Source organism: Pseudomonas fluorescens (assembly GCF_002022275.1).
GTDB lineage: Bacteria > Pseudomonadota > Gammaproteobacteria > Pseudomonadales > Pseudomonadaceae > Aquipseudomonas > Aquipseudomonas fluorescens_AJ.
The window spans coordinates 1-20,807 of the sequence record NZ_MSDF01000063.1 but is presented as its reverse complement, the minus strand read 5'-3'; the positions used below and the strand labels follow the sequence as shown (position 1 = coordinate 20,807).

The window sequence follows — 20,807 nt, the reverse complement described above, 5'->3', positions numbered from 1 at the left end:
CGCAGGAGCGTGGGAACGATCACTGTGGCATGCAGCTTGCTCTCCCCACGCCATACCTGAACCCAAGGAAGTTTTTTCTGTATGCCCAGACCCGGCCCACGCAACGCCCTCACTGATATCCCAGGCCTCACGGTCGGCCACGCCACGGACCTGCACGTCGACACCGGCGTCACGGTGATCCGCCCCGATGGTTTCTGGACCGCCAGCATCGACATTCGCGGTGGCGGCCCCGGCGGGCGCGAAACCGCCGCCCTTGAACCGGAAAACATGGTCGGCCAGTTACACGCGCTGGTGTTCAGCGGCGGCTCGGTGTTCGGCCTTGGCGCGGCGGATGCCGTGGCGGCCAAGTTGTCTCAGGACGAAGTGGGGCTGCACTTGAAGCCGGGCGCCCCGGCCATTCCCATCGTGCCCGCTGCGGTGTTGCATGACCTGGCCAATGGCGGCGACAAGGCATGGGGGCTGGAGCCACCGTACCGACGCCTGGGGTTTGAAGCACTGGCCAATGCAGGCAACGACTTTGAGCTCGGCTCGGCCGGCGCTGGCCGTGGCGCCATGGCCGGCGTGTTGAAAGGCGGGTTGGGCACGGCCTCGCTTGACCTGGGCGACGGGTTGATCGTCGCCGCGCTGGTGGTCGCCAACCCGATTGGCTCGGTGTACATGCCCGACGGTCAAACCTTCTGGGCCTGGCCCTGGGAGGTGGCCGGGGAGTTTGGCGGGCATCGCCCGGTGGACGTCATGGATTGCAGTGACCCGATGCCGGAACTGTCGCGGCTGGATTCCATGGGGCGTTTGCAGGCCGGAGCCAATACCACACTGGTGGTGGTCGCCAGCACCGCGCGGCTGACCGTGGCGGAGTGCAAGCGCGTGGCGATCATGGCTCAGGACGGGATTGCACGGGCGGTGCGGCCGGCGCATTTGCCGTTTGATGGGGACACGGTGTTTGCCTTGGCGTCGGCGGCGGTGGAGTTGACCGATGGGCCGCGGCGGCAGGTGGAGATTGGAAGGGTTGGCTCGGCGGCGGCGGATTGTGTGGCGCGGGCGATTGCCCGAGGCGTGTTCGCTGCCAGAGGCGTTTGAGCCAGACTCGGTGTAAATGTGGGAGCTGGCTTGCCTGCGATGTTTGATCGTTCCCACGCTCCGCGTGGGAATGCCGCCCTGGACGCTCCGCGTCCCGAAGTCGGCGGGTAGTTAAGGTCCTGTGCCAGGTGACGCAGAGCGTCACAGGATGCATTCCTTTGCTGCGCGTGGGAACGATCGGCAAATGTAGCTGACCCACCGCTATCGCAGGCAAGCCAGCTCCCACATTGGTTCTTTGTGTATCAGGTGAATCGTGACACTCGGGCCTGCGCTGTCGCCGCCTGCTCCGGCAGCCCCAACGCCTCATACACCCTCACCAGACTCCGATTCGTCGGCACATCCCAGCCGTCATACCGGCGCCGCAACTCCAGCGTCTGCTGCGCGCCAAACCAGTCGCCCGCGTGCAAGCGTGCATCCAGTTCCACCTGGGCGAAGAGGTCACGCTGGGCGTGGCTGCCGCCAATCTCGTTCAGGCGGGGCAGGGCGATACTCAACTGTTCCAGCGCCTGCTGCCAGTCACCGCGTGCGTGGGCCAGCAAACCCTTGGCCAGCGGCAAAGTGACTTCGCCCCACACCGGCCTGGCGTCGAAGCTATGCCGCCGAAGCGCCGCCAGCAGTGTGTCGGCCTCAGGCTTGCCCGCCCGCGCCAGGCCATACAGGTATTGCACGCTCAGAAACGGCTGCACCGTATCCCCCACCCGCCGCTGAAGGTACGGCGCCAAGTCCTGCCAACGCTTGCCCACATCAATCCCCGCCAGTTCCAGCCGGGCCAGCAACGACACCGCACCCACCTGGTCCTGGGAGTATTCCGGCAAGATTCCCCACACGTGTTGATCGTAAATCTCCAGTACCCGCTGGTCCTCACCGCGTGCCAGGTAGAACAGCGCCAGGTGCCACCAATTGTGGGTGTACATGAACGAATTCAAGCCCGCCCAGTGATGGGCCACGCTTTCCAGAAATGCCGTGCCTTCCTCGATACGCCCCTGGGTCAGCATCACGTGGGCCAATGCGTGCTGTGCCCAAGGCTCGGACGGTTGCAGGCGCAGGGCCTGCAATGCGCTGGCCTCGGCCTCTTCGATCAGGTGGCATTGTTCATAGGCGAAGGCCAGCAGGCCATGGCTGTGGGCGATGTCCGTCGCGGCCGCCACCGCCTTGAGGCCGATGCGCAGCAGCGCCGGCCAGTTACCCCGGTTGAATTCCAGGTACTGATTGAGCTTGGCCGCAAACAGGTCGCGGGGGTAACGCTCCAGAACGTGTTCGCTCAGGTGCAGCACGTGATCGAGGTCATCGCGTATCCACGCTTCCAACAACGCCAGATACAGCTGCGCGCGCGGGTGGTCGGTATCGACCGCAGCGGCGCGCAGTCGGTAGTGCTCGGCCAGCGTGGGGCCTTCGGGGGACTCGATAAACATCAGCAGTACACCGGCGAAGGCATTGGCGAGCGCGGAGTCGGCGTCGGCATCAGCGGCGGCCAGGATGCCCTCGGCGCGGGGCTGATAGCCGAGGAAGCCGCCGATAAAATCGTCCAGGCCCTGGCGGGTGGCGGGGTCTTGGGTGTCGATGGGGTTGCCCAGGTAATCCAGTGACATGGTGGAGAGGCTCATTGATTCGGATGCCATTGCAGGGGCAAACCTTGTGCCACCTGACAACCTGGAATCCATGTGGGAGCTGGCTTGCCTGCGATAGCGGTGGGTCAGCTACATTTCTGTTAACTGAAAGGTTGCTATCGCAGGCAAGCCAGCTCCCACATTGAAACTGCGGGGCTGTTGCTTTTTGCACAGTCGCGCAGGCCGCTGTGGTTTTTTCATCACTTCATCTGCGCGCTGCCCCTGCATTTCCGGCCAAACCGCCCATGGCACAGCCCTTGCAAAATCCCTCGCATACCTTTCAAGTCGAGGAGACTCCATGCGCTCATTCTCTTTCCGCCGCGTCCTCTCGTCGGTGGGGCTGTGCACCGTCCTGCTGGCCGGTCAGGCCCAGGCGCAACCCCATGACGGCGGGGTGCTCAACCTCGTCGCCCAACCTGAACCGCCGTCGCTGATGCACGGCGTGGTCAGCCATGTGTCCACCCAGTACGTCAGCGGCAAGATCCTGCAGGGCCTGCTGACCTTCGACACGGATCTGAAGCCCAAACCGGTATTGGCCAAGGCCTGGACTATTTCCCCGGATGGCCTGACTTACACCTTCGACCTGCAGGACGGCGTGCACTGGCATGACGGCCCGGCGTTCACCGCCGATGATGTGGTGTTCAGCTTCAAGACTTTCTACCCCGAGGTGGACAAGCGTCTCGGCGGGATCATCACCGAGTACGTCGACAACATCACTGCCACAGGCCCGCTGCAAGTGGTCTTCCACCTTAAGAAACCCTTCGCGCCGCTGCTGTCGGCGTTGGGCAGCGGCCTGCGCCCGGTGGTGCCAAAGCACCTTTACGAGAACACCGATTTTCGCAACAACCCCTACAACCTCAAGCCGGTCGGCACCGGCCCGTTTGTGTTTGTGGAGTGGAAGCGCGGCGCCTACATCAAGCTGGCCAAGAACCCTGACTACTGGAAAAAAGGCCTGCCCCATCTGGACGGCATTGTCTTCCACGTCATCCCCGACGGTTCCTCGCGCGCCGCCGCGTTTGAGCGCAATGACGTGCAAGTGCTGCGCAGCGGCGATGCCGATTACTCCGACCTCAAACGCCTGAGCGCCTTGCCGAATGTGCAATCGTCGGAAAAAGGCTGGGAGCTTTACGCCGGCCTCGCGTTCCTGCAAATCAACACGCGCAAGCCGCCGCTGAACAACCCCAAGGTGCGTCAGGCCATTCTGTATGCGCTGAACCGCCAGTTCATCGTCGACAACATCTTCTTCGGCTCGGGCAAGCTCGCCCAGGGCGAGTTTGTCTCGACCACCCCCTACCACGACCCGCAGTTGCCGCAGTACGCCTATGACGTGAAAAAGGCCAAGGCGCTGATTGCCGAATCCGGTGTGGACGTGGGCGCGGTGCGTATCCGTTTGCTCAACGGCGAGAAAGGTGGCGCGTGGGAGCGCCTGGCCGAATACACCAAGCAAGCTTTGCAACCGCTGGGCTTTAAAGTGCAGGTGGTGACGTCGGATGCGGCCACCTGGTTCCAGCGTGTCAGCGACTGGGACTTTGATCTGACCTACAACTTCATATTCCAGATCGGCGACCCCTACCTGACCAGCGCCTACCTGTACCGCTCCGACTACATCCTCAAGACCTCGCCGTTCGCCAACGTCAGCGGCTACAGCAGTCCTGAGGCCGATGCGTTGTGGACGAAAATCGCCAACACGCCAGTAAGCCCTGAGCGCACCCAACTCTACAGCCAACTGGAGAACGTGCTGAACAACGACCTGCCGATCGCGCCGATCTTTGAAATGCGCAACCAGACGCTGTTTCACACGCAAGTGAAAAACCTGCTGCAAACCGCCACCAGCCTTAACGAAGACTACGAAAGCGTCTACCTCGACGCCCCCGCGCCATGAACGGCGTGCTGTATCTCAGCGGGCGCCTGCTCAAGGCGTTGCTGATGGTGGTGGCGGTGCTGGTGTTGAGTTTTGTGTTGATTCACCTTGCGCCGGGCGACCCGGCGCTGTTGCTGGCCGGCGAAGCGGGGGTGGACGACGTGCAGTTCATCGAGCACCTGCGCCAGACCATGGGCCTGGATAAACCGTTGTTGCAGCAGTTGCTGATTTACCTGGGCAATATCGCCCATATGGACCTGGGGTATTCCTACCGCAACCAGACCTCGGTGTGGGCGCTGATCGCCGAGCGTTTGCCGGCGACGCTGGCCCTGATGGGCTCGGCGTTTGTGCTGTCGTCGGTGCTGGGCGTGACACTCGGCGTGCTGGCGGCGCGGGCGCGGCAGACGAGGCACTGGCTGGACGGTGTGATCTCCCACGGCGCCTTGTTGCTATACGCGATGCCGCCGTTCTGGCTGGCGATGCTGTTGATCCTGCTGTTTTCGGTGAGCCTGGATTGGTTGCCGGCGTTCGGCATGGAAACCGTCGGCCAGGACTTTTCGCTGCTGGACCGTGCACAGCACCTGCTGCTGCCGTGCCTGTCGTTGAGCGTGTTGTTTCTTGCCCTGTATATCCACCTGACCCGCGCCGCCGTACTCGACGCCCTTGCTCAGGAATACGTGCGCACGGCCCACGCCAAGGGTTTGCGCCCCCGGCGGATTCTGTACGTGCACGTGCTGCGCAATGCGTTGCTGCCGGTGGTGACTTTTGCTGGCCTGCAACTCGGCCAACTGGCCAGCGGCGCGCTGCTGGTGGAGGTGGTGTATTCGTGGCCCGGCATTGGCCGGCTGATGTATGACGCCCTGGCCCAACGCGATTACGGCGTATTGATGGGGGGCTTTCTGGTGATTTCGATTTTGGTGGTGGGCTTTAACGTGCTGACTGATGTGATCTGCCGCGTGCTCGACCCGCGTATCGGCGCCGGAGGGCAGGGCTGATGGCGGTGTTCAAACGCTTTATTCGCCAGCCGTCCGCAGTGGCCGGCGCGGTGTTTTTACTGGCGCTGGTGGCATTGGCGATTACTGCGCCGTGGCTCACCAGCAGTTCGCCATGGGAAATGAACACCCGGCCGATGCTTGCGCCGTTCCAGGACTCGGCCCATTGGCTGGGCAGTGATTTGCTCGGCCGCGACCTGGGCAGCGGTTTGCTCTACGGCGCACGCGTTTCACTGGCCGTGGGCGCACTGGCCAGCTTGGCGACGCTGCTGGTGGGGCTGTTTGTCGGCGCGCTCGCCGGTTACTTCGGTGGCTGGCTTGACGGCGTGCTGATGCGCATCGCCGAGTTCTTCCAGATCATTCCGCAACTGGTGTTGGCGGTGATTCTGGTGGCGGTGCTGGAGCCGTCCCTGGGCACCATCGTCTTGGCCATTGCGCTGGTCGCCTGGCCGGCGGTGGCGCGGCTGGTGCGCAGTGAATTCCTGACCCTGCGCCAGCGCGAATTTGTGCAGGCCGCAAGGGTGCTTGGGCAGTCGCCGCTGGGGATCATTACCCAACAAATCCTGCCGAATGCCCTCGCGCCGTTGCTGGTGGTGATGACCTTTGTCATGGCCACGGCGATCCTCACCGAAGCCGCCCTGGCGTTCCTTGGTCTGAGCGACCCGGAGGCCATGAGCTGGGGCTACATGATCAACGCGTCCCGTGGACTGTTACGCGATGCCTGGTGGATGAGTTTCCTGCCGGGCCTGGCCATTGTGTTGTGCGTACTGGCGGTCAACCGGGTGGGCGAAGGCTTGCGCGTGGCCTTTGAGCCGGGTAGGTCGGTATGACGTTATTGAGTGTGCAAAACCTGCGAATTGCCTTGCCGCCCGGCGCGGACCGCAGCCATGCGCTGTATGACCTGTCGCTGCAACTGAACCGCGGCGAATGCCTGTGCGTGGTGGGCGAGTCCGGCTCGGGCAAATCGATGCTGGCCAGGGCGTTGTTGCGCCAATTACCGCTGCCGTTGACGGTGGAAAGCGGGCGCCTGGTTTTCCTCGAAGAGGACCTGGCCACGCGCAGCGAAGAGGCCATGCGTCAACTGCGCGGGCACGACATCAGCATGGTGTTTCAAGAGCCCATGAGCGCCCTGAACCCCTTGATGCGCGTGGGTGAACAGATTGATGAAACCCTGCAAGCCCATGGCGTGAAATCCTCAGGCGAAAGGCGTCGGCGAGTGGTGACGTTGCTCGGTTATGTCGGCCTGCCCGACCCCGAGCGTCTGCGCCTGGCCTATCCCTTCGAGCTCTCCGGCGGCCAGCGCCAGCGCGTGGTGATTGCCATGGCGCTGGCGTTTGATCCGGCGCTGTTGATCGCCGATGAACCCACCTCGGCGTTGGATGTGACCACCCAGGCGCAGATCCTCGAGCTGTTGCGCAAAATCCAGCGGGACAAGGGTATGGCGCTGTTGTTCATCACCCATGATTTTGCCGTGGTCGAGGCGATTGCCGACCGCGTGCTGGTGTTGGAAAAGGGCCACGTGGTGGAGCAGGGCAGCGCCCGCCAGGTATTGCGCGAGCCACAGGCGCTGTATACCCGGCAATTGCTGGCGGCGGTGTCGGCACAACCACTGGCGCCGCGTGCTGCGGTGTCAGGCCCGGTGGTGCTGAGCGCCGAGCAGTTGAGCAAGGTGTTCAGCACCCGCAGCGGCTGGTGGACGCGACGCACCACGCAGGCGCTCGACGCGGTCAAGTTGCACCTGCGCGAGGGTGAAACGCTGGGGATTGTCGGGGAGTCCGGCTCGGGCAAATCCACCCTGGGACGTTGCCTTGTACGCTTGTTACGGGCTGACAGCGGGCACATTCAATGGCTGGGGCAGGACGTGGCCGGGCTGTCGGAAAGGCGTTTACGCCCGCTGCGCAGTGACGTGCAGATGATTTTTCAGGACCCGTTCGCCTCCCTCAACCCACGCCAGACCGTGGGCCGCATCATCATGACCGGGCCTTTGGTGCAGGGGCATTCCAGCGCCGACGCCGAAAGACGTGCACGCGAGTTGCTGACGCTGGTGGGCTTGCCGGCCACGGCTTTCGAACGCTATCCCCATGAGTTTTCCGGAGGCCAGCGCCAGCGTATCGGCATTGCCCGCGCGTTGGCGGTAGAACCGAAAATATTGATCGCCGATGAGTGTGTCTCGGCCCTTGATGCGCTGATTCAGGTGCAGATTCTGGAGCTGCTGGAATCCCTGCAACGACGCTTGAAACTGAGCATTGTGTTTATCACCCACGACCTGCGGGTGGCGGCAAGGTTGTGTGACCGCATTGCGGTGATGCAGAACGGGCGGGTGGTGGAGCAGGGTGAGACGGCGGGTTTATTTGCGGATGCGCGGCATCCTTACACTCGAACGCTGTTGCAGTGTGTGCCGGCTGATGCCATCTAATGTGGGAGCTGGCTTGCCTGCGATAGCGGCCTGTCAGTTGATAGAGATGCAGCTGACCCACCGTCATCGCAGGCAAGCCAGCTCCCACAGGTTTTACCGAGTTTCTTCATTGAGGAATGGGTGTTTATGAGTGCCAATTTCAAAGAACTGCCCGTGGTACGCGGCCAAATTGTGGAAATCCGCCCCAACCGCCACCTGAGCATTGCCCTCCACCCGGGCACCACCCAGGCGCACATCGTGGTGTTTTTCTGCCACGGCGCCGGCGGCAACAAGGACCAATGGCGCCTGCAATGGCAAGCGCTCCAGGCGCAGGGCTACAGCCTGGTCGCCTGGGATTTATTGGGCCACGGCGAGAGCGCCAAACCCCGCAAGGCATCGGCCTACGCCTGGGCGGAACTGGTGGCCGACTACACGGCGATCCTGCAGCGCTACGCGGGCCCACGTAATCTGATCGTGGCGCACTCCTTCGGCACGGGCCTGACCCTCAGTACCTTGCTGACCAAACCTGCCGTGCCTGTCGAAGCGGCGCTGTTGCTGGGTACGCTGCTGCATCGCCCTGCGACCAGCGGCGGCTTGCTGTCGTTACCCGCGTGGCTGCTCGAATGGCTGCGCCCGTTGTTGGCCAAGGGTTTCCGCGAGCGCGCCTGGCATTCCACCGCTGACCCGGCGCTGGTGGCGTACGAGGAAAAACTCACCGAACGCAACCCGCTGTACATGTTCAAGGCCCTGATGAAAAACGCCAGTTGGCCGGATGCGGGACAAATCCCCACCCTGACTTTGCCCGTCAGCATTCTGGCCGGTGACAGCGACGGTCTGACCCCCGCCAGCGCAGGGCAGGCTTTGGCTGAGCAGTTGCCAAACGCGCGGTTCCAGGTGCTTGCCCAATGCGGCCACCAACTGATGCTGGAGAAACCCGAGGCCGTGCTTAAAGCTTTCAGCACGTTGACGGAATAAACCGACGCGCTGATGCGTTGTAGTGACTCATTGTTTCGTTCTAGAGATTTGCCATGAGCCACATCCCCGAGCCCCTGGTCCGCGTGCGCGACCTGAGCAAAACCTTCGGTGCCGTCACGGCCCTGGATCAGGTCGACCTGGCGATTTATCCCGGTGAAGGCGTGGCCTTGCTGGGTGCCAGTGGTGCGGGCAAATCGACGCTGGTGAAAGTCCTCGGCGGCCGGTTGGCGGCGGACGGCGGCGAAGTGTGGGTCGACGGCCAGCGGCAGCGTTTTACGTCACCCTTGTCGGCGCGGCGCGTGGGCATCGTCGCCGTGCATCAGCGCCCCGACGAAGGCATCGCCCCCGGCCTGAGCGTGGCCGAGAACCTGCTGCTCGACGAGCTGTGCCTGCCGGGTGCGGACTTCCTGCTCAACCGTAAAAACCTGCTGCTACGCGCCGAAGCCATCGCCGCGGTGCTGGGCCTCGATCTGCCGTTGCAGCACCCGGTGGAACGCCTGGGCCAGGCTGATCGACAGTTACTGTTGCTGGCCCGGGCGTTCGCCTTGCAGCCACGGCTGTTGATTCTCGATGAGCCGACGGCCGCTCTGTCAGACGCCGACGCCGAACGCCTGCTGGGCCTGATCGACCGCCAGCGCAGCCGTGGGATGGCAGTGTTGTGCATCTCGCAGCGCGTCGCGGACTTGCAACGGGTGACGAGCCGTGCGGTGGTGCTTCACCAGGGGCGGACCGATTTTATCCGCCGTCGCGCTCAGGCCCGTACTGTCAGCGCGGCGTGGGGATAAACGCCACACTCCCACCCTCACGCTTCTGAAACAACCGCTCGCCGTTATCCGGTTGTGTGGTGATCACCTGATGATCCGCACCCAGGTAGGCCAGCGGCGTCGGGTCTTCCCTGGAATACTGCGCCAGGATAATCGTGTGTTGCGGGTCGAAGCGTCGGCCGCTGGTTTTTTCCAGCCAGGCCATGAAGGCGGCGCTGTCGCCCTGGCGCGGGAAGTCCTGGGTTTCGCTGACGTAATAGAACGGCTTGCCGCCGTTTTGCAGGTACATCGGCAGCTTGTTGTCGACTTCCACCATGACCATCTGCCAGTCGCTCCAGGGCGCGGTGTGTTGCGCCTGGGCTTTCACGTCTTCGGCAAAACGGGTCACGCCGCCGTTGCCGGTGGTCCACGGGTAGATCACTCCCAGCACCAGCAACAGCAGGCCTGCGGTGAAGCCGAAGCCTTTCTGCCAGCGCGGCCAGCGGGCCGGGTTTTTCTGCAGGCGTTCACTCAGCCACCAGGCCGCCAACAGTTGGGCAAACGGCACCAACGGCAGCACGTAGTAACTGCGGCGGCTGCCACTGGCCGTGAAGAACACAAACAGCAGGCCCAGGCCCCACACCAGCCAGCGCACGTTGGGCGGCGTCTGGCGCCAGTGCCGCAGCGCCAGCCACAGGCCGAGCACCCAGCACGGCGCCCACGGCAAGGTGTAGGCGGGCAGGTAGATCAGGTAGGTGTAGATCGGCCCCATGTGGTCGAAGGGGTCGAAAAAGCGTACGACGTTTTCCTTGAACACCAGTTGCAGGCCGCTTTCGCCATAGGTCGGCGCCCCGTAGATATGCGACAGCACGAAGGGGATCGCATAGAACGCCGCTGCGATCAGCAGGGCCAGCAGCAGGCGCAGGTTGAGGTGGCGTTTGTAGCGGTGCTCGCTGAGCAGATGCGGCAGCAGCACCAGGCCCGGCAATACAAAACCGATCAGGCCTTTGAGCAGCGATGTCGCGGCCAACAGCAGGAAAAATACGGTGTAGCGCCCCAGCCGTGTGTCGTCCGGCCCGCGCCAATACCACCACACCGATGCCAGCACGCCGCACACGGTCAGCACATCGGCGGTGGCCACGCGCGCCCAGAACAGAAAGTAAAAGCTGGTGGCGAGCATCCATCCGGCAATCAGCCCGGTGCCTTGGCGAAACAGGCGCTCGCCGATCAGGTACACCAGCCAGATGCTCAGCCACGCCGAGATCACCGAGGACAGGCGCAGCGACCACGGGCCGAGCCCGCCCATCAGGTTAGCAAAACCTGTGATCAACCAGTAGGAGGGCAGCGGTTTGTCGTAGTACGGCGCGCCCTTGAGGTAAGGGTCGAAATAGTCACCGCTTTGCAGCATTTGCAGGGCGATATTCGCCCAGCGGGTTTCTGGCCCCCACAGGTCACGACTGCCCAGGCCCAGCAGCAGGAGAAGCGCCGAGACGCCCAGCAGCAACACCAGCGCGCCACGTTCGGTTTTCCAGTAGCTCATCGGGTTGTTCCTGTGGCAAGCCAGACGTTAAGGAAGCTGCGGGTAAATGATCATCAGCATGGGGCCCTTGCGATAACGCTTGCCGCCCGGGGGCAGTTGCCCTTCTTCGCGGTGCTCGCTGGTGCTGCGCACGCGCATCAACACGCCCACCGAGCCCTGTTTGCGCGCTTCACTCAGCCACGGCTGGACGTTGTCCAGGGTGACCTTGCGGTGGGCTGCACCCGCATACTTGAGGCCGTAACGCAGTTCGCCTTCGGTGTCGTAAAACGCCACCTCAGGCCGGCGCAGGCGCCAGGACAATGCAGATGCCGTACCCAGTTCGTTGCTGATCAGAGCATGGGTTTGTTGCAGTTCATCCAGATGTTCCAGCACAAACTGGTCGGGCATTTCGGTGTTTGTGATTTCTTCCGGCATGCCGGCAGGCAACAGAGCCACCAGCACGCCGATGGCCAGCGCGGGCATTGCCCATAGCGTCAGCGGTCGGAAGGCTTGCAGCAGGTTGGCGAGGATCCAGCCCAGCAGCACGATAAAGCTCAAGGACAGGCTGAACATCTCCGCATGGCTGTTGCTGTACAGCGGGTTATCGATTTGCAGGTAAATCAGGCCGGCCATCGCGCCCACGCCGATGATCAGGTTCAGCAGGCCGTTGGCGCGCAGTGAACGTGTTTCGCCCTGCTTGATCAGGTCAATCAGCGCGTGGCCCATCAACAGCGCCAGCGGCAGCAGGCACGGCATGATGTAGGTCGGCAACTTGCCGCGGCTCATACTGAAAAAGGCCAGGGGCAACAGCAGCCACAGCGCAAGAAACACCACTGCCGGCTGGCCTTTGTCTTTCCAGGTTTTGAGCAGGGTGGCCGGCAACAAGGCCGCCCATGGCAGGCACGCAACCACCATGATCGGCAGGAAGAACCACCAGGCTCTTGCGTGTTGCGCATTGTCGGAGGAGAAGCGGCGAATGTGTTCATGCCAGAAGAAGAAACGCCAGTAGTCCGGTTCCTGCACATGCACCGCCCACACCCACGGCAGGCAGACCAGCGCTGCTACCAGGATCGCCAGTGGGCCACAGCGCAACAACTCGCCGAGGCGGCGTTGCCAGAGCACGTACGGCAGGGCAATCAACACGGGTAACAGCCAGGCAAGAAAGCCCTTGGTCAGGAAGCCCATGCCACAGGCCAGCCCCACCAGTGCCCAGGCGCCCAGCCGGCGGCGGGGCGTGGGGCTGTCGAGGGCAAACCACAGCGCGACCAGGCTGAGGTTGACCCAAAAGGTGAATTGCGGATCAAGGTTGGAATACCCCGCTTGGCCGGCCACCAACCCGAAACTCATGTAGAGCAGGGCGCAGGCAAAGCTTTTGCGCGGGTCGTTCCACAGGCGCCGTGCGATAAGGTAGGCCAGCGCCACGCTCAGGCCGGTGGTCAGGGCTGAAGCGATGCGCACGCCAAACAGGTTTTCGCCGAACACAGCCTGGCCCAGAGCGATCAACCAATAGCCGGCGGCAGGTTTTTCAAAGTAGCGCACCCCCATGAAATGCGGCGCGACCCAATTGCCGCTCAGCAGCATTTCCTGGCTGATCTGAGCGTAGCGGGCTTCATCCGGGATCCATAAACCGTGCAGGCCCATGGGCAACAGATAAAACACAGCGAAGGCCAGCAGCAGTAGATGCAAGGGTTTCAAACGGGTCATGAAAACGTCGCTCCTTGACGTTCAATGGAAGGGTGTTGAGGGATGAAAGTAATAGAAGGAAGAATCACAAAGTTCACTAAGTCGCTGAAATTATTCATGACGCCGCCAAATAACGGGCGCAGTTAAACATGCCAGAGGAGGCCTGTCGTTTTGCTGAACATGAAAGAAAATATAAGTAAAAAAGTGTCTAGAACTTCTTCAAAACATCCAGCCAGGCCTGGCTTTTCATAATGCCCAGCGTCTCGAACTTGCCGTTCGGGAGCACACGCACAAACAAGGCACTGCCGTACTCGGGAAAGTGTGCGTGGGGGTAGCCGAGGGTGGTTTCGAAGTCGGCGATGCAACCGCTGTGGGTGACAAATACCAGGTTGCGTCCGGCCTGTTTGCGGCTGAGCAATTCCTCGCCGATGGCCGCGCCGCAGATGGCTTGCTGGCTGGAAGTCAGCTCGGTATTGCCGAACATGGCGTGGGCAGTCTGGCGGGTGCGAACGACGGGGCTGGCGACCACGTCACTGCTCTGCATGCCAAGTGCCTTGAAGGCTTTGCCCAGTTCTTCGGCCTGTTGATTGCCAATAACCGTCAGGCCTTCCAGTGGGCCGAGGCAGGGGTTTGACGAGCGGTCGCAGCGTTCTTCGTGGCGTACCAGAACAATCAGATCGCCATCGCGCCAGGCGGGCAACACCTTGGACGTCAGCAAGCGATCACCCACGCTCAGGTCACGCGGCGATGAGGGCCACAGCAGGAAACCGGCCAGCAGCAGACCGACAACGGCGACACCTGCGCCCCACTTTCGCAAGCGCTTGATAACAGCGCGGCGTGAGCGCGGTTTGGTCAGGGTAAGGTCAACCACATCTTTCACCATGGGTACGGTCTGCATTTGTTATTTGAGTAGGCGCAGCGCGTTGACAGGTGCCCGCATTTAAGGGAAAGCCTGTCACAGGGCTGCTGTCTTTTCGCTGAACATTCAGCGGGTAGAAGTTGCCGGGATCGGCAACTAATTAGTTGCCGGAGACCGACGCTTGGCGGGCAATTTAGAGGGGGGCGGGTGGGCAAGCAGTGAAATCAATGTGAAAAATTTGCGTGGGCTGCGCGGCCAGCCGTTATTCTCGTTTGCAGTCCTTCAAACGAGCGTGCTTATGTTGCAGGTGCAAGATGTCCTGAAACGCTACGCCACCCCCCAAGGCCCGCTGACGGTGCTCGCAGGTGTCGACTTGCATCTGGGTGAACGTCAGAGCCTGGCGCTGATGGGCGAGTCGGGCAGCGGCAAAAGTACCTTGCTGCACCTGGTGGCTGGGCTTGACCGGGTAGATGGCGGCCGTATCCAGGTGGGTGAGCAACGCCTGGATCAGTTGAACGAGTCGCAACTGGCCCACTGGCGGCGCACCGAAATCGGTTTGGTGTTTCAGCAGTTCAACCTGATCGGCAGTTTGCGTGTCGACGACAACCTGGCGTTCCAGGCGCGTTTGGCCGGGCGCTTCGATCCACAGTGGCAGGCGCAGTTGGTTGAGCGTCTGGGCTTGGGTGACTTGCTTAAACGCTATCCTGAACAACTCTCCGGCGGCCAACAGCAACGGGTCGCGGTAGGCCGCGCGCTGGCCTCGCGCCCGGGCTTGCTGCTGGCGGACGAGCCCACCGGCAACCTCGATGAAGCCACCAGCGATGAGGTGCTGCAACTGATGCTCGACCTGTTGCGCGACAGCCCCACCAGCTTGTTGATGGTCACCCACAGCCCCCGAATTGCCGCGCGGCTGGACCGGCAGGTGGTGTTGCATCGCGGGCGTGTCGTGCCCGCGGACGCGCGCTGAGGTGGCGGTGTTTTATTGGGCGTTATGCGCGCTGCTGAGCCATTGGCGACGTCACCCTGTGCAGTTTTTCAGCGTGCTGACTGGCCTGTGGCTGGCCACTGCACTATTGACCGGCGTGCAAGCCCTCAACAGCCAGGCGCGGGACAGCTATGCACGCGCCAGTCAGCTGATCGGCGGCGAACCGCAAGCCAGCCTCAATGCACCGGATGCGGCCAGCTTCCCGCAGGCGGTGTTTGCCGAACTGCGTCGCGCCGGGTGGCCGGTGTCGCCGGTGGTGCAGGGGCGCTTGGCGCTCAAGGGGCATGAAGACCAGCGTTTGCAATTGATGGGCATCGACCCGCTGTCGCTGCCCGGCACCGGCGCTGTGGCGGGGCAACGCTTGAGCCAGGCGCAAATGCTCGCGTTTTTCGAGCCGCCGGGACGCACCTGGATTGCACCGCAAACCTTGCAGGCGCTGGGGCTGCATGAGGGTGAGCAGCCACTCACGGTCAGCGGCCAGGCCTTGCCGCCGTTGCAGGTTCAGCAGGACATGGCCCCCGGCCTGCTGCTGACGGACATCGGTTTTGCTCAACCCTTGCTGGCGATGCAAGGGCAGCTGTCGCGCCTGTTGCTCGATAATGCCTTTGCGGCCAGCCATCCCACGCCTCCCGCTTCGCTGCAACTCAAAAGGGGTGAAGACAATAACCTCGCGCGCCTCACCGAAAGCTTTCACCTGAACCTCGACGCGTTGGGCTTTTTGTCCTTTGTGGTGGGGCTGTTTATCGTCCACGCCGCCATCGGCCTGGCGCTGGAACAACGGCGCGGGTTGCTGCGCACCCTGCGCGCTTGCGGGGTCAGCGCGCGCATGCTGATCCTCAGCTTGGGCGTAGAGCTTGGCGCACTGTCGTTGCTGGGCGGCGTGCTGGGCGTCGCCAGCGGTTACCTGCTCGCCAGCCTGTTGCTGCCGGATGTCGCCGCCAGCCTGCGCGGTTTATACGGCGCCGAAGTGCCGGGCCAACTGAGCCTTAGCCCGTGGTGGTGGATCGCCGGTTTGGGCCTGAGCCTGCTGGGCGCGTTACTCGCCGGCGCCAGCAGCTTGTGGCGGGCGGCGCGTTTGCCGCTGCTGGCGCTGGCCAACGCCCAGGCCTGGCACGAAGCCCATGGGCGCTGGTTGCGGCGTCAGGGATGGGTGGCGGCGACGGCATTGTTGATTGCGCTGCTGGCGCTGTGGCTGGGCGACAGCCTGGCCGCCGGGTTTGTGTTGATGGCCGCGTTGCTGCTCGGCGCTGCGCTGGGTCTGCCGGTGGTGCTCAACGGTTTGCTGAAGGCGCTGCTGGGGCGCAGTCGCTCAGTGTTGGGCCAATGGTTTCTCGCCGATTGCCGACAGCAGTTGCCCGCCTTGAGCCTGGCACTGATGGCGTTGCTGTTGGCGCTGGCGGCGAATATCGGCGCGGGTTCCATGACCTCGGGCTTTCGCCAGACCTTCAACAACTGGCTCGAACAACGCCTCACCGCCGAGCTGTACATCAACCCGCAAAACCCCGCGCAGGCGGAGCAACTCGGCACGTGGCTCGCGCAGCAGCCGCAGGTGCAAACCGTACTGCCGACCTGGCAGGTCGCGGTGCAATTACAGGGCTGGCCGGCGGACGTGTTTGGCGTGGTCGACGACCCGACCTATCGCCAGCACTGGCCGTTGCTGGAGGCTGCCAACGCACCTTGGGACCAGTTGCTCAACGACGACAGCGTGATGCTCAGCGAACAGCTCGCCCGGCGGTTGAAGGTGCGGTTGGGTGAGGTGGTAAACATCCCGACGCCTGAAGGTGCCTGGTCGCCGCGCGTAGTGGGCATTTACGCCGACTATGGCAACCCCAAGGGCCACTTGCTGGTGAATTCCCGGCATCTGCTGGCGCATTGGCCGACGCTGTCGCCTGCACGCTTCAACCTGCGGGTACTGCCGCAAAACGTAGCGCCGCTGGTAGGCGAAGTGCAGAAGACGTTTGGCCTGGAAGACAGTCGCATCGTCGATCAACAGCAACTCAAAGGCTGGTCGAGCCAGGTGTTCGAGCGCACCTTCGCCGCCACCGCAGCCTTGAACAGCCTCACCCTCGGCGTCGCCGGTGTGGCGCTGTTTATCAGCCTGCTGACCCAGAGCCAAAGCCGTCTCGGCCAGCTTGCGCCGCTGTGGGCGCTGGGGGTGACGCGGCGGCAACTGATGCTGTTGAACCTCGGCCAGACCTGGCTGTTGGCCGTGCTCACGCTGGTTCTCGCATTACCGCTGGGGCTGCTGTTGGCCTGGTGCCTGGATGCGGTGATCAACGTACAGGCGTTTGGCTGGCGCCTGCCGTTGCAGGTGTTCCCGTGGCAGCTCGCGCAATTGTTGGGGCTGGCAATGCTCGCCACGTTGCTGGCGTCGGCCCTGCCGCTGTGGCAGTTGTACCGCAGCCGTCCGGCGGATTTGTTGAGGACCTTTGCCCATGAGGATTAAAGCGCTGGTGTGGGCGGCGATGTTGCTGCTCAGCGGGTGCGACAAAGCGCCTGCGCCTGAAGCGAGTTTCGCCGGGCTGGGCAGCGATGCCGCGGACTTTGCCCAGGTGGTGCCGGGTAAAGTCTTCAGCTTTCCCGAGGACCACGGCCCTCACGAGGGCTTTCGCATTGAATGGTGGTACGTCACCGCCAACCTCAAGGATGCCCAAGGCAATGTGTTCGGCGTGCAGTGGACGTTGTTTCGCAACGCCTTGAAGGCGGGAGCGGCGCAACCCGGCTGGCACGATTCGACGGTGTGGCTCGGGCACGCCGCCGTCACCTCGGCGACCCGGCACTACGCCGCTGAACGTTTTGCGCGTGGCGGCGTCGGCCAGGCCGGCGCGCAGGCGCAGCCCTTTAACGCCTGGATCGACGACTGGAATTTCGCCACTCGGCCAGGCGCCGCAAGCCCCCTGGCGGACATGCAACTCAAGGCCGGCGGGCCGCAATTCGCCTACGACCTGCACCTGACGTCGAGCCGCCCGCTGGTGCTGCAAGGCGATAACGGCTACAGCCGCAAGTCCGATCAGGGGCAGGCGTCTTACTACTACAGCCAACCGTTTTTCACGGCGACCGGCAGTGTGAGTATTGATGGCAAAACCTATCAGGTCAGCGGCCCGGCCTGGCTTGACCGCGAATGGAGCAGCCAACCGCTGGCCGCCAGCCAGACCGGTTGGGACTGGTTTTCCCTGCACCTGGACCGCGGCGAGCAGTTGATGCTCTTCCGCGTACGGCAAACCGACGGCGCGGGTTATCTGACCGGCACCTGGATCGACAAGGACGGCCACACCGAGACCCTGCACAATGCCGATATTCAGCTTGCACCACTGGCGACTACCGACATCGACGGACGCCACATTCCTACGCGCTGGTCGCTGAAAATTCCCGCCAAGCAGCTGGATATCACCACCGAAGCCGTCAACCCGAACGCCTGGATGAACCTGAGCATTCCCTACTGGGAAGGGCCGGTGAAGTTTGACGGTGGGGTGGGGTATTTGGAGATGACGGGGTACTAAAGCGCCTTTTTTGTAGGCGCTTGTCTTCTGCGATGTAGGTCTCTTCCCAAATGTGATTTTCCCCTCCCGGACTTGTGTCCGGGGCGTATCCGCTTGCCTATATTCCGACGCCATCTTCATTGCTACCGGGATGTAAGGCATGGCGCAGGGATACGTGAATGAGCGCACTACGGACTACCTCAGTTTGAAAAACAGGCTGATGGGCAGCACCTCAAGCCGCCAGCGTCTGGACCACTTCGATGTACTGAACCGGCATCTGCGGCCAGGGTTGGTGACGCCGGGGCAATTGGTGATTGTGCCGGATGCCTACAGCGTGAGCTGTTCGCTGGAGGAAGCCTGGCTGATGCGGTATGCCCAAGAGGTTCGACGGGACCTGGATGCATCGGCGGGCTCGGCAGTCATCAATAACTATGACTTGTTACAGAGCTTTCTGACGTATGGCTCGATCGGTGTGGGCAGTGCGAGTTCTGCCTGGGGGCGGCACTTGAAGGAAGTGGCGGCTACGTTGGAGGCGATCGAACAACTGCATCAGCGGTTGAAAAGCGGTGGGGTGGACCGGGGCGAATTTGTTCGGCAGCGCCAGGTGTTGTTTGGGCAACTGGATACACAGTTGCAAGGGGCTGCGCGGTTTGGGAGTGGGCTGCGGGGGAATCAGTCGTTGAAGAAGGTGCTGGGGGTTTCGACGAAGAGTTACCTGCATAAGGGGGAGATTGTGGGGTATGCGCAGCGGATGAAAGGGATTGCGCAGATGTCGAACCTGCTGGGGAAGGGGACTTATGTCGGGTTGGTGATGGATACAACGGCCGCGGGGTTGGAGATAAAGGAGGCGTGTGTGACGGGAAGGGAAGCTCAGTGTCGGCGGGCGAAATATGTGGAGTCGGGCCGACTGGCGCTTGGAGTGGCTGGCGCGGCTGGAGGAGGAGCTTTAGGCGCTGAAATAGGCCGGCGTGTATGCACTCTCTTTTTAGGTTTCGCGACTAAAGGCAGTGGTGCTTTGACCTGTGGAGTCATTGGGGGCGCTGCAGGGGGCTACGCAGGAGGCAGTCTGGGTGGCGATGGTGGGGCGTTTCTGGGCGGCAAAATCATAGAGATGGAAGGTGTTTTTATCTTTCAAGCCGAGGGGGCTTAACGATGTCGTTTTTTATTGCCTACACCATTGTGATGATTATTGGGACGTTCGTTGTTTTGGCACTGATGTTTTATGCCGGGCGTACGAAGCTTGATGAGCTGGAAAGTTACTTCAGTGAAAACGCAGAAGTTGGTAAACGTCAGCAGCGCTGGACAAGAAATCGGCGGGTCGACAGATTTAATCGCATGGGGTTGATGATTGGCATCCTGCGCACGCCTAAAGACTCTGTGAAAACAGGCCTCGTGACCGAGGCAGAATTGGCTTCCATTCCGTTGGCACTCAAGCGTTGGGCCGTATGGCCATTTCGTCTTGTGCTGATTTGGTCAATCAGCTGGGGGTATTGGTTTACCTGGCTCTAGAGGTAGCTTGTTTTCTGAATCTTTTCGTCATTCACACGCCAACGCCAGCTTCGACGGCAGCCGCGCCATGCTCGTGCCTTTCAGCGAGCCCAGGTACAGCCAGTCGTCGTATTCCCGGGCGGTGGCGACAGGCCAGTGATTGCCCGCGCTGCCGTCGTGCAACCCGCTGAAGCAGAAAGGCGATCACGGCGAGAAACAGCACAAAGAATAAATGACGTAATTTTTTGGGGCGGGTATTCATGACGACTTCCGGTTGTCGTGGGCGTTCGGTTCCCAGTGCAGGGTGCCGAACAGGTAGTCCATCACGGGCAGGACGATATTGAAATTGCGCCCCTGCATCAGTTCGCGGCGGTGGTGCAGGGCGTGCAGGTGGTGCATCTGGCGAATCCATGGCAACCGCGCCACGGGGTGGTCGGCGGGCAGGTGTTCGCAGGCGTGGAACACTTCGTAGAGCAGGTAGCCGAGGATCATGCACCCGGCGAACAGGCCGGCGATGTTGGGGTTCAGCTGTTTGAGCAGCCACCAGGCGGGGAGGGTGATGGCCAGGCTGTGCAGGACGATGAGCCAGGCGGGGAAGAGGATTACGCGCCAGTCGCGGGGGCTGTCGAAGGTCATGTGGCCGGGGGTGAAGAAGCTGTGGTGGTCGCCGGTGTGGCGGGCGTAGAACAGCCGGCCCAGGGTGTGTTTGTGGTGGCCGAGGTGGCGGTGTACGAGGTAGATGCAGAGGTTGAAGAAGATCAGGGTCAGGGGGACTGTGAGCCACTGGAGTGGGGTGATGTTGTCGGTGGAGGACCAGGCCAGGGTGATGCAGGTGATGCCGTAGGTGAGTACGAATGTGGCGTGGAGCCAGGGGTTGTAACGGGGGTTGATTTGGGCGCGGTAATGGGCGCGGAAGGTTTCGGTCGGGTGGGGCATTTGGGGGTGCTCGGTGTCTTTTTGTTGGGGTTTGAGCTTAGTTGGTGGTGGGGATTGTGCGAGTACATATCCGTTATTTGAGTGAAGGCTGATATGGGTTCCGCTCTTACAGCGGGTCACTTTTGGAAGGACCCAAAAGTAACCAAAAGGTCCTCGCCCCACCACTCGGCACCTCGCCCAGGCTCGGTGTGCCCTCACTCCGGCTTTG

General features: G+C 62.4%; 17 protein-coding genes and 1 pseudogene. 12 read left to right on the top strand and 6 right to left on the bottom strand.

Annotation, left to right across the window (positions count from 1 at the left end):
* Positions 1–81 precede the first annotated feature (81 nt).
* Positions 82–1,077: a P1 family peptidase gene (locus BFW87_RS31125; protein ID WP_078743539.1), complete on the top strand. Its 996-nt coding sequence runs from the start codon at positions 82–84 to the stop codon at positions 1,075–1,077.
* 242 nt (positions 1,078–1,319) lie between these two features.
* Here the strand turns inward: BFW87_RS31125 and BFW87_RS31120 are convergent, their stop codons facing one another.
* Positions 1,320–2,666: a tetratricopeptide repeat protein gene (locus tag BFW87_RS31120; RefSeq protein ID WP_078743538.1), complete on the bottom strand. Its 1,347-nt coding sequence runs from the start codon at positions 2,664–2,666 to the stop codon at positions 1,320–1,322.
* Between the two features lie 316 nt (positions 2,667–2,982).
* Here BFW87_RS31120 and BFW87_RS31115 point away from each other — a divergent pair, with 316 nt between their 5' ends.
* The 6 genes from BFW87_RS31115 to BFW87_RS31090 all read left to right on the top strand — a co-directional run bounded on the left by BFW87_RS31115 (position 2,983) and on the right by BFW87_RS31090 (position 9,692).
* A complete protein-coding gene (locus BFW87_RS31115) occupies positions 2,983–4,566 on the top strand; it encodes an ABC transporter substrate-binding protein (RefSeq protein WP_078743537.1) in 1,584 nt (527 codons plus the stop codon).
* Positions 4,563–5,540, top strand: coding sequence for an ABC transporter permease (locus BFW87_RS31110; RefSeq protein ID WP_078743536.1), 978 nt, complete (start codon positions 4,563–4,565; stop codon positions 5,538–5,540). The genes BFW87_RS31115 and BFW87_RS31110 overlap by 4 nt, the downstream gene beginning before the upstream one ends.
* Positions 5,540–6,367: an ABC transporter permease gene (locus tag BFW87_RS31105; RefSeq protein ID WP_078743535.1), complete on the top strand. Its 828-nt coding sequence runs from the start codon at positions 5,540–5,542 to the stop codon at positions 6,365–6,367. Before BFW87_RS31110 ends, BFW87_RS31105 begins: the two co-directional genes overlap by 1 nt.
* Positions 6,364–7,953 (top strand): dipeptide ABC transporter ATP-binding protein, encoded by a 1,590-nt coding sequence (locus tag BFW87_RS31100; protein ID WP_078743534.1) that lies wholly within the window; start codon positions 6,364–6,366, stop codon positions 7,951–7,953. The genes BFW87_RS31105 and BFW87_RS31100 overlap by 4 nt, the downstream gene beginning before the upstream one ends.
* Before the next feature lie 126 nt (positions 7,954–8,079).
* On the top strand, positions 8,080–8,907 hold the full coding sequence (locus tag BFW87_RS31095) for an alpha/beta fold hydrolase (protein ID WP_078743533.1): 828 nt from the start codon (positions 8,080–8,082) through the stop codon (positions 8,905–8,907).
* Positions 8,908–8,960: 53 nt separating this feature from the next.
* The gene (locus tag BFW87_RS31090) at positions 8,961–9,692 is read left to right on the top strand and encodes an ATP-binding cassette domain-containing protein (RefSeq protein WP_078743532.1); all 732 of its coding nucleotides are present in this window, start codon (positions 8,961–8,963) and stop codon (positions 9,690–9,692) included.
* Here BFW87_RS31090 and BFW87_RS31085 read toward each other — a convergent pair.
* From BFW87_RS31085 to BFW87_RS31075, 3 genes are all read right to left on the bottom strand, one after another.
* Entirely contained in the window at positions 9,673–11,190 is a 1,518-nt protein-coding gene (locus tag BFW87_RS31085; protein ID WP_078743531.1) for an ArnT family glycosyltransferase, read from the bottom strand. The genes BFW87_RS31090 and BFW87_RS31085 overlap by 20 nt on opposite strands.
* A gap of 27 nt (positions 11,191–11,217) precedes the next feature.
* Complete coding sequence (arnT, locus tag BFW87_RS31080) at positions 11,218–12,873, bottom strand: lipid IV(A) 4-amino-4-deoxy-L-arabinosyltransferase (RefSeq protein WP_078743530.1); 1,656 nt, start codon at positions 12,871–12,873, stop codon at positions 11,218–11,220.
* A 187-nt stretch (positions 12,874–13,060) separates the two neighbouring features.
* Positions 13,061–13,735 carry a histidine phosphatase family protein gene (locus BFW87_RS31075; protein WP_078743529.1) on the bottom strand — a complete coding sequence of 225 codons (675 nt, stop codon included), beginning with the start codon at positions 13,733–13,735 and terminating at the stop codon, positions 13,061–13,063.
* Between the two features lie 274 nt (positions 13,736–14,009).
* Between BFW87_RS31075 and BFW87_RS31070 the strand changes: the two genes are divergently transcribed.
* The 5 genes from BFW87_RS31070 to BFW87_RS31050 all read left to right on the top strand — a co-directional run bounded on the left by BFW87_RS31070 (position 14,010) and on the right by BFW87_RS31050 (position 19,684).
* Complete coding sequence (locus BFW87_RS31070) at positions 14,010–14,678, top strand: ABC transporter ATP-binding protein (RefSeq protein ID WP_078743528.1); 669 nt, start codon at positions 14,010–14,012, stop codon at positions 14,676–14,678.
* A 1-nt stretch (position 14,679) separates the two neighbouring features.
* Positions 14,680–17,142, top strand: a complete 2,463-nt coding sequence (locus BFW87_RS31065; RefSeq protein WP_078743540.1) for an ABC transporter permease — start codon at positions 14,680–14,682, stop codon at positions 17,140–17,142.
* Positions 17,132–18,196, top strand: a complete 1,065-nt coding sequence (locus BFW87_RS31060; protein ID WP_078743527.1) for a lipocalin-like domain-containing protein — start codon at positions 17,132–17,134, stop codon at positions 18,194–18,196. The genes BFW87_RS31065 and BFW87_RS31060 overlap by 11 nt, the downstream gene beginning before the upstream one ends.
* Before the next feature lie 139 nt (positions 18,197–18,335).
* The gene (locus tag BFW87_RS31055; RefSeq protein ID WP_078743526.1) at positions 18,336–19,325 is read left to right on the top strand and encodes a hypothetical protein; all 990 of its coding nucleotides are present in this window, start codon (positions 18,336–18,338) and stop codon (positions 19,323–19,325) included.
* A 2-nt stretch (positions 19,326–19,327) separates the two neighbouring features.
* The gene (locus BFW87_RS31050; RefSeq protein WP_078743525.1) at positions 19,328–19,684 is read left to right on the top strand and encodes a hypothetical protein; all 357 of its coding nucleotides are present in this window, start codon (positions 19,328–19,330) and stop codon (positions 19,682–19,684) included.
* A gap of 27 nt (positions 19,685–19,711) precedes the next feature.
* Here BFW87_RS31050 and BFW87_RS31915 read toward each other — a convergent pair.
* Together BFW87_RS31915 and BFW87_RS31045 are read right to left on the bottom strand one after the other, a co-directional pair.
* Positions 19,712–19,852: pseudogene (locus tag BFW87_RS31915) on the bottom strand (SMP-30/gluconolactonase/LRE family protein); the annotation flags it as partial.
* 69 nt (positions 19,853–19,921) lie between these two features.
* Positions 19,922–20,599: a sterol desaturase family protein gene (locus BFW87_RS31045; RefSeq protein WP_078743524.1), complete on the bottom strand. Its 678-nt coding sequence runs from the start codon at positions 20,597–20,599 to the stop codon at positions 19,922–19,924.
* Positions 20,600–20,807 lie beyond the last annotated feature (208 nt).

What these genes read in the sequence shown, in the direction of transcription:
- BFW87_RS31055 (WP_078743526.1), top strand. Translation starts at nt 18,336, where the DNA reads ATGGCGCAGGGATACGTGAATGAGCGCACTACGGACTACCTCAGTTTG.
- BFW87_RS31120 (WP_078743538.1), bottom strand. Translation starts at nt 2,666, where the DNA reads ATGTCACTGGATTACCTGGGCAACCCCATCGACACCCAAGACCCCGCC.
- BFW87_RS31070 (WP_078743528.1), top strand. Translation starts at nt 14,010, where the DNA reads ATGTTGCAGGTGCAAGATGTCCTGAAACGCTACGCCACCCCCCAAGGC.
- BFW87_RS31105 (WP_078743535.1), top strand. Translation starts at nt 5,540, where the DNA reads ATGGCGGTGTTCAAACGCTTTATTCGCCAGCCGTCCGCAGTGGCCGGC.
- BFW87_RS31075 (WP_078743529.1), bottom strand. Translation starts at nt 13,735, where the DNA reads ATGGTGAAAGATGTGGTTGACCTTACCCTGACCAAACCGCGCTCACGC.
- BFW87_RS31115 (WP_078743537.1), top strand. Translation starts at nt 2,983, where the DNA reads ATGCGCTCATTCTCTTTCCGCCGCGTCCTCTCGTCGGTGGGGCTGTGC.
- BFW87_RS31095 (WP_078743533.1), top strand. Translation starts at nt 8,080, where the DNA reads ATGAGTGCCAATTTCAAAGAACTGCCCGTGGTACGCGGCCAAATTGTG.
- BFW87_RS31125 (WP_078743539.1), top strand. Translation starts at nt 82, where the DNA reads ATGCCCAGACCCGGCCCACGCAACGCCCTCACTGATATCCCAGGCCTC.
- BFW87_RS31085 (WP_078743531.1), bottom strand. Translation starts at nt 11,190, where the DNA reads ATGAGCTACTGGAAAACCGAACGTGGCGCGCTGGTGTTGCTGCTGGGC.
- BFW87_RS31090 (WP_078743532.1), top strand. Translation starts at nt 8,961, where the DNA reads ATGAGCCACATCCCCGAGCCCCTGGTCCGCGTGCGCGACCTGAGCAAA.
- BFW87_RS31045 (WP_078743524.1), bottom strand. Translation starts at nt 20,599, where the DNA reads ATGCCCCACCCGACCGAAACCTTCCGCGCCCATTACCGCGCCCAAATC.
- BFW87_RS31060 (WP_078743527.1), top strand. Translation starts at nt 17,132, where the DNA reads ATGAGGATTAAAGCGCTGGTGTGGGCGGCGATGTTGCTGCTCAGCGGG.
- BFW87_RS31110 (WP_078743536.1), top strand. Translation starts at nt 4,563, where the DNA reads ATGAACGGCGTGCTGTATCTCAGCGGGCGCCTGCTCAAGGCGTTGCTG.
- BFW87_RS31100 (WP_078743534.1), top strand. Translation starts at nt 6,364, where the DNA reads ATGACGTTATTGAGTGTGCAAAACCTGCGAATTGCCTTGCCGCCCGGC.
- arnT (WP_078743530.1), bottom strand. Translation starts at nt 12,873, where the DNA reads ATGACCCGTTTGAAACCCTTGCATCTACTGCTGCTGGCCTTCGCTGTG.
- BFW87_RS31050 (WP_078743525.1), top strand. Translation starts at nt 19,328, where the DNA reads ATGTCGTTTTTTATTGCCTACACCATTGTGATGATTATTGGGACGTTC.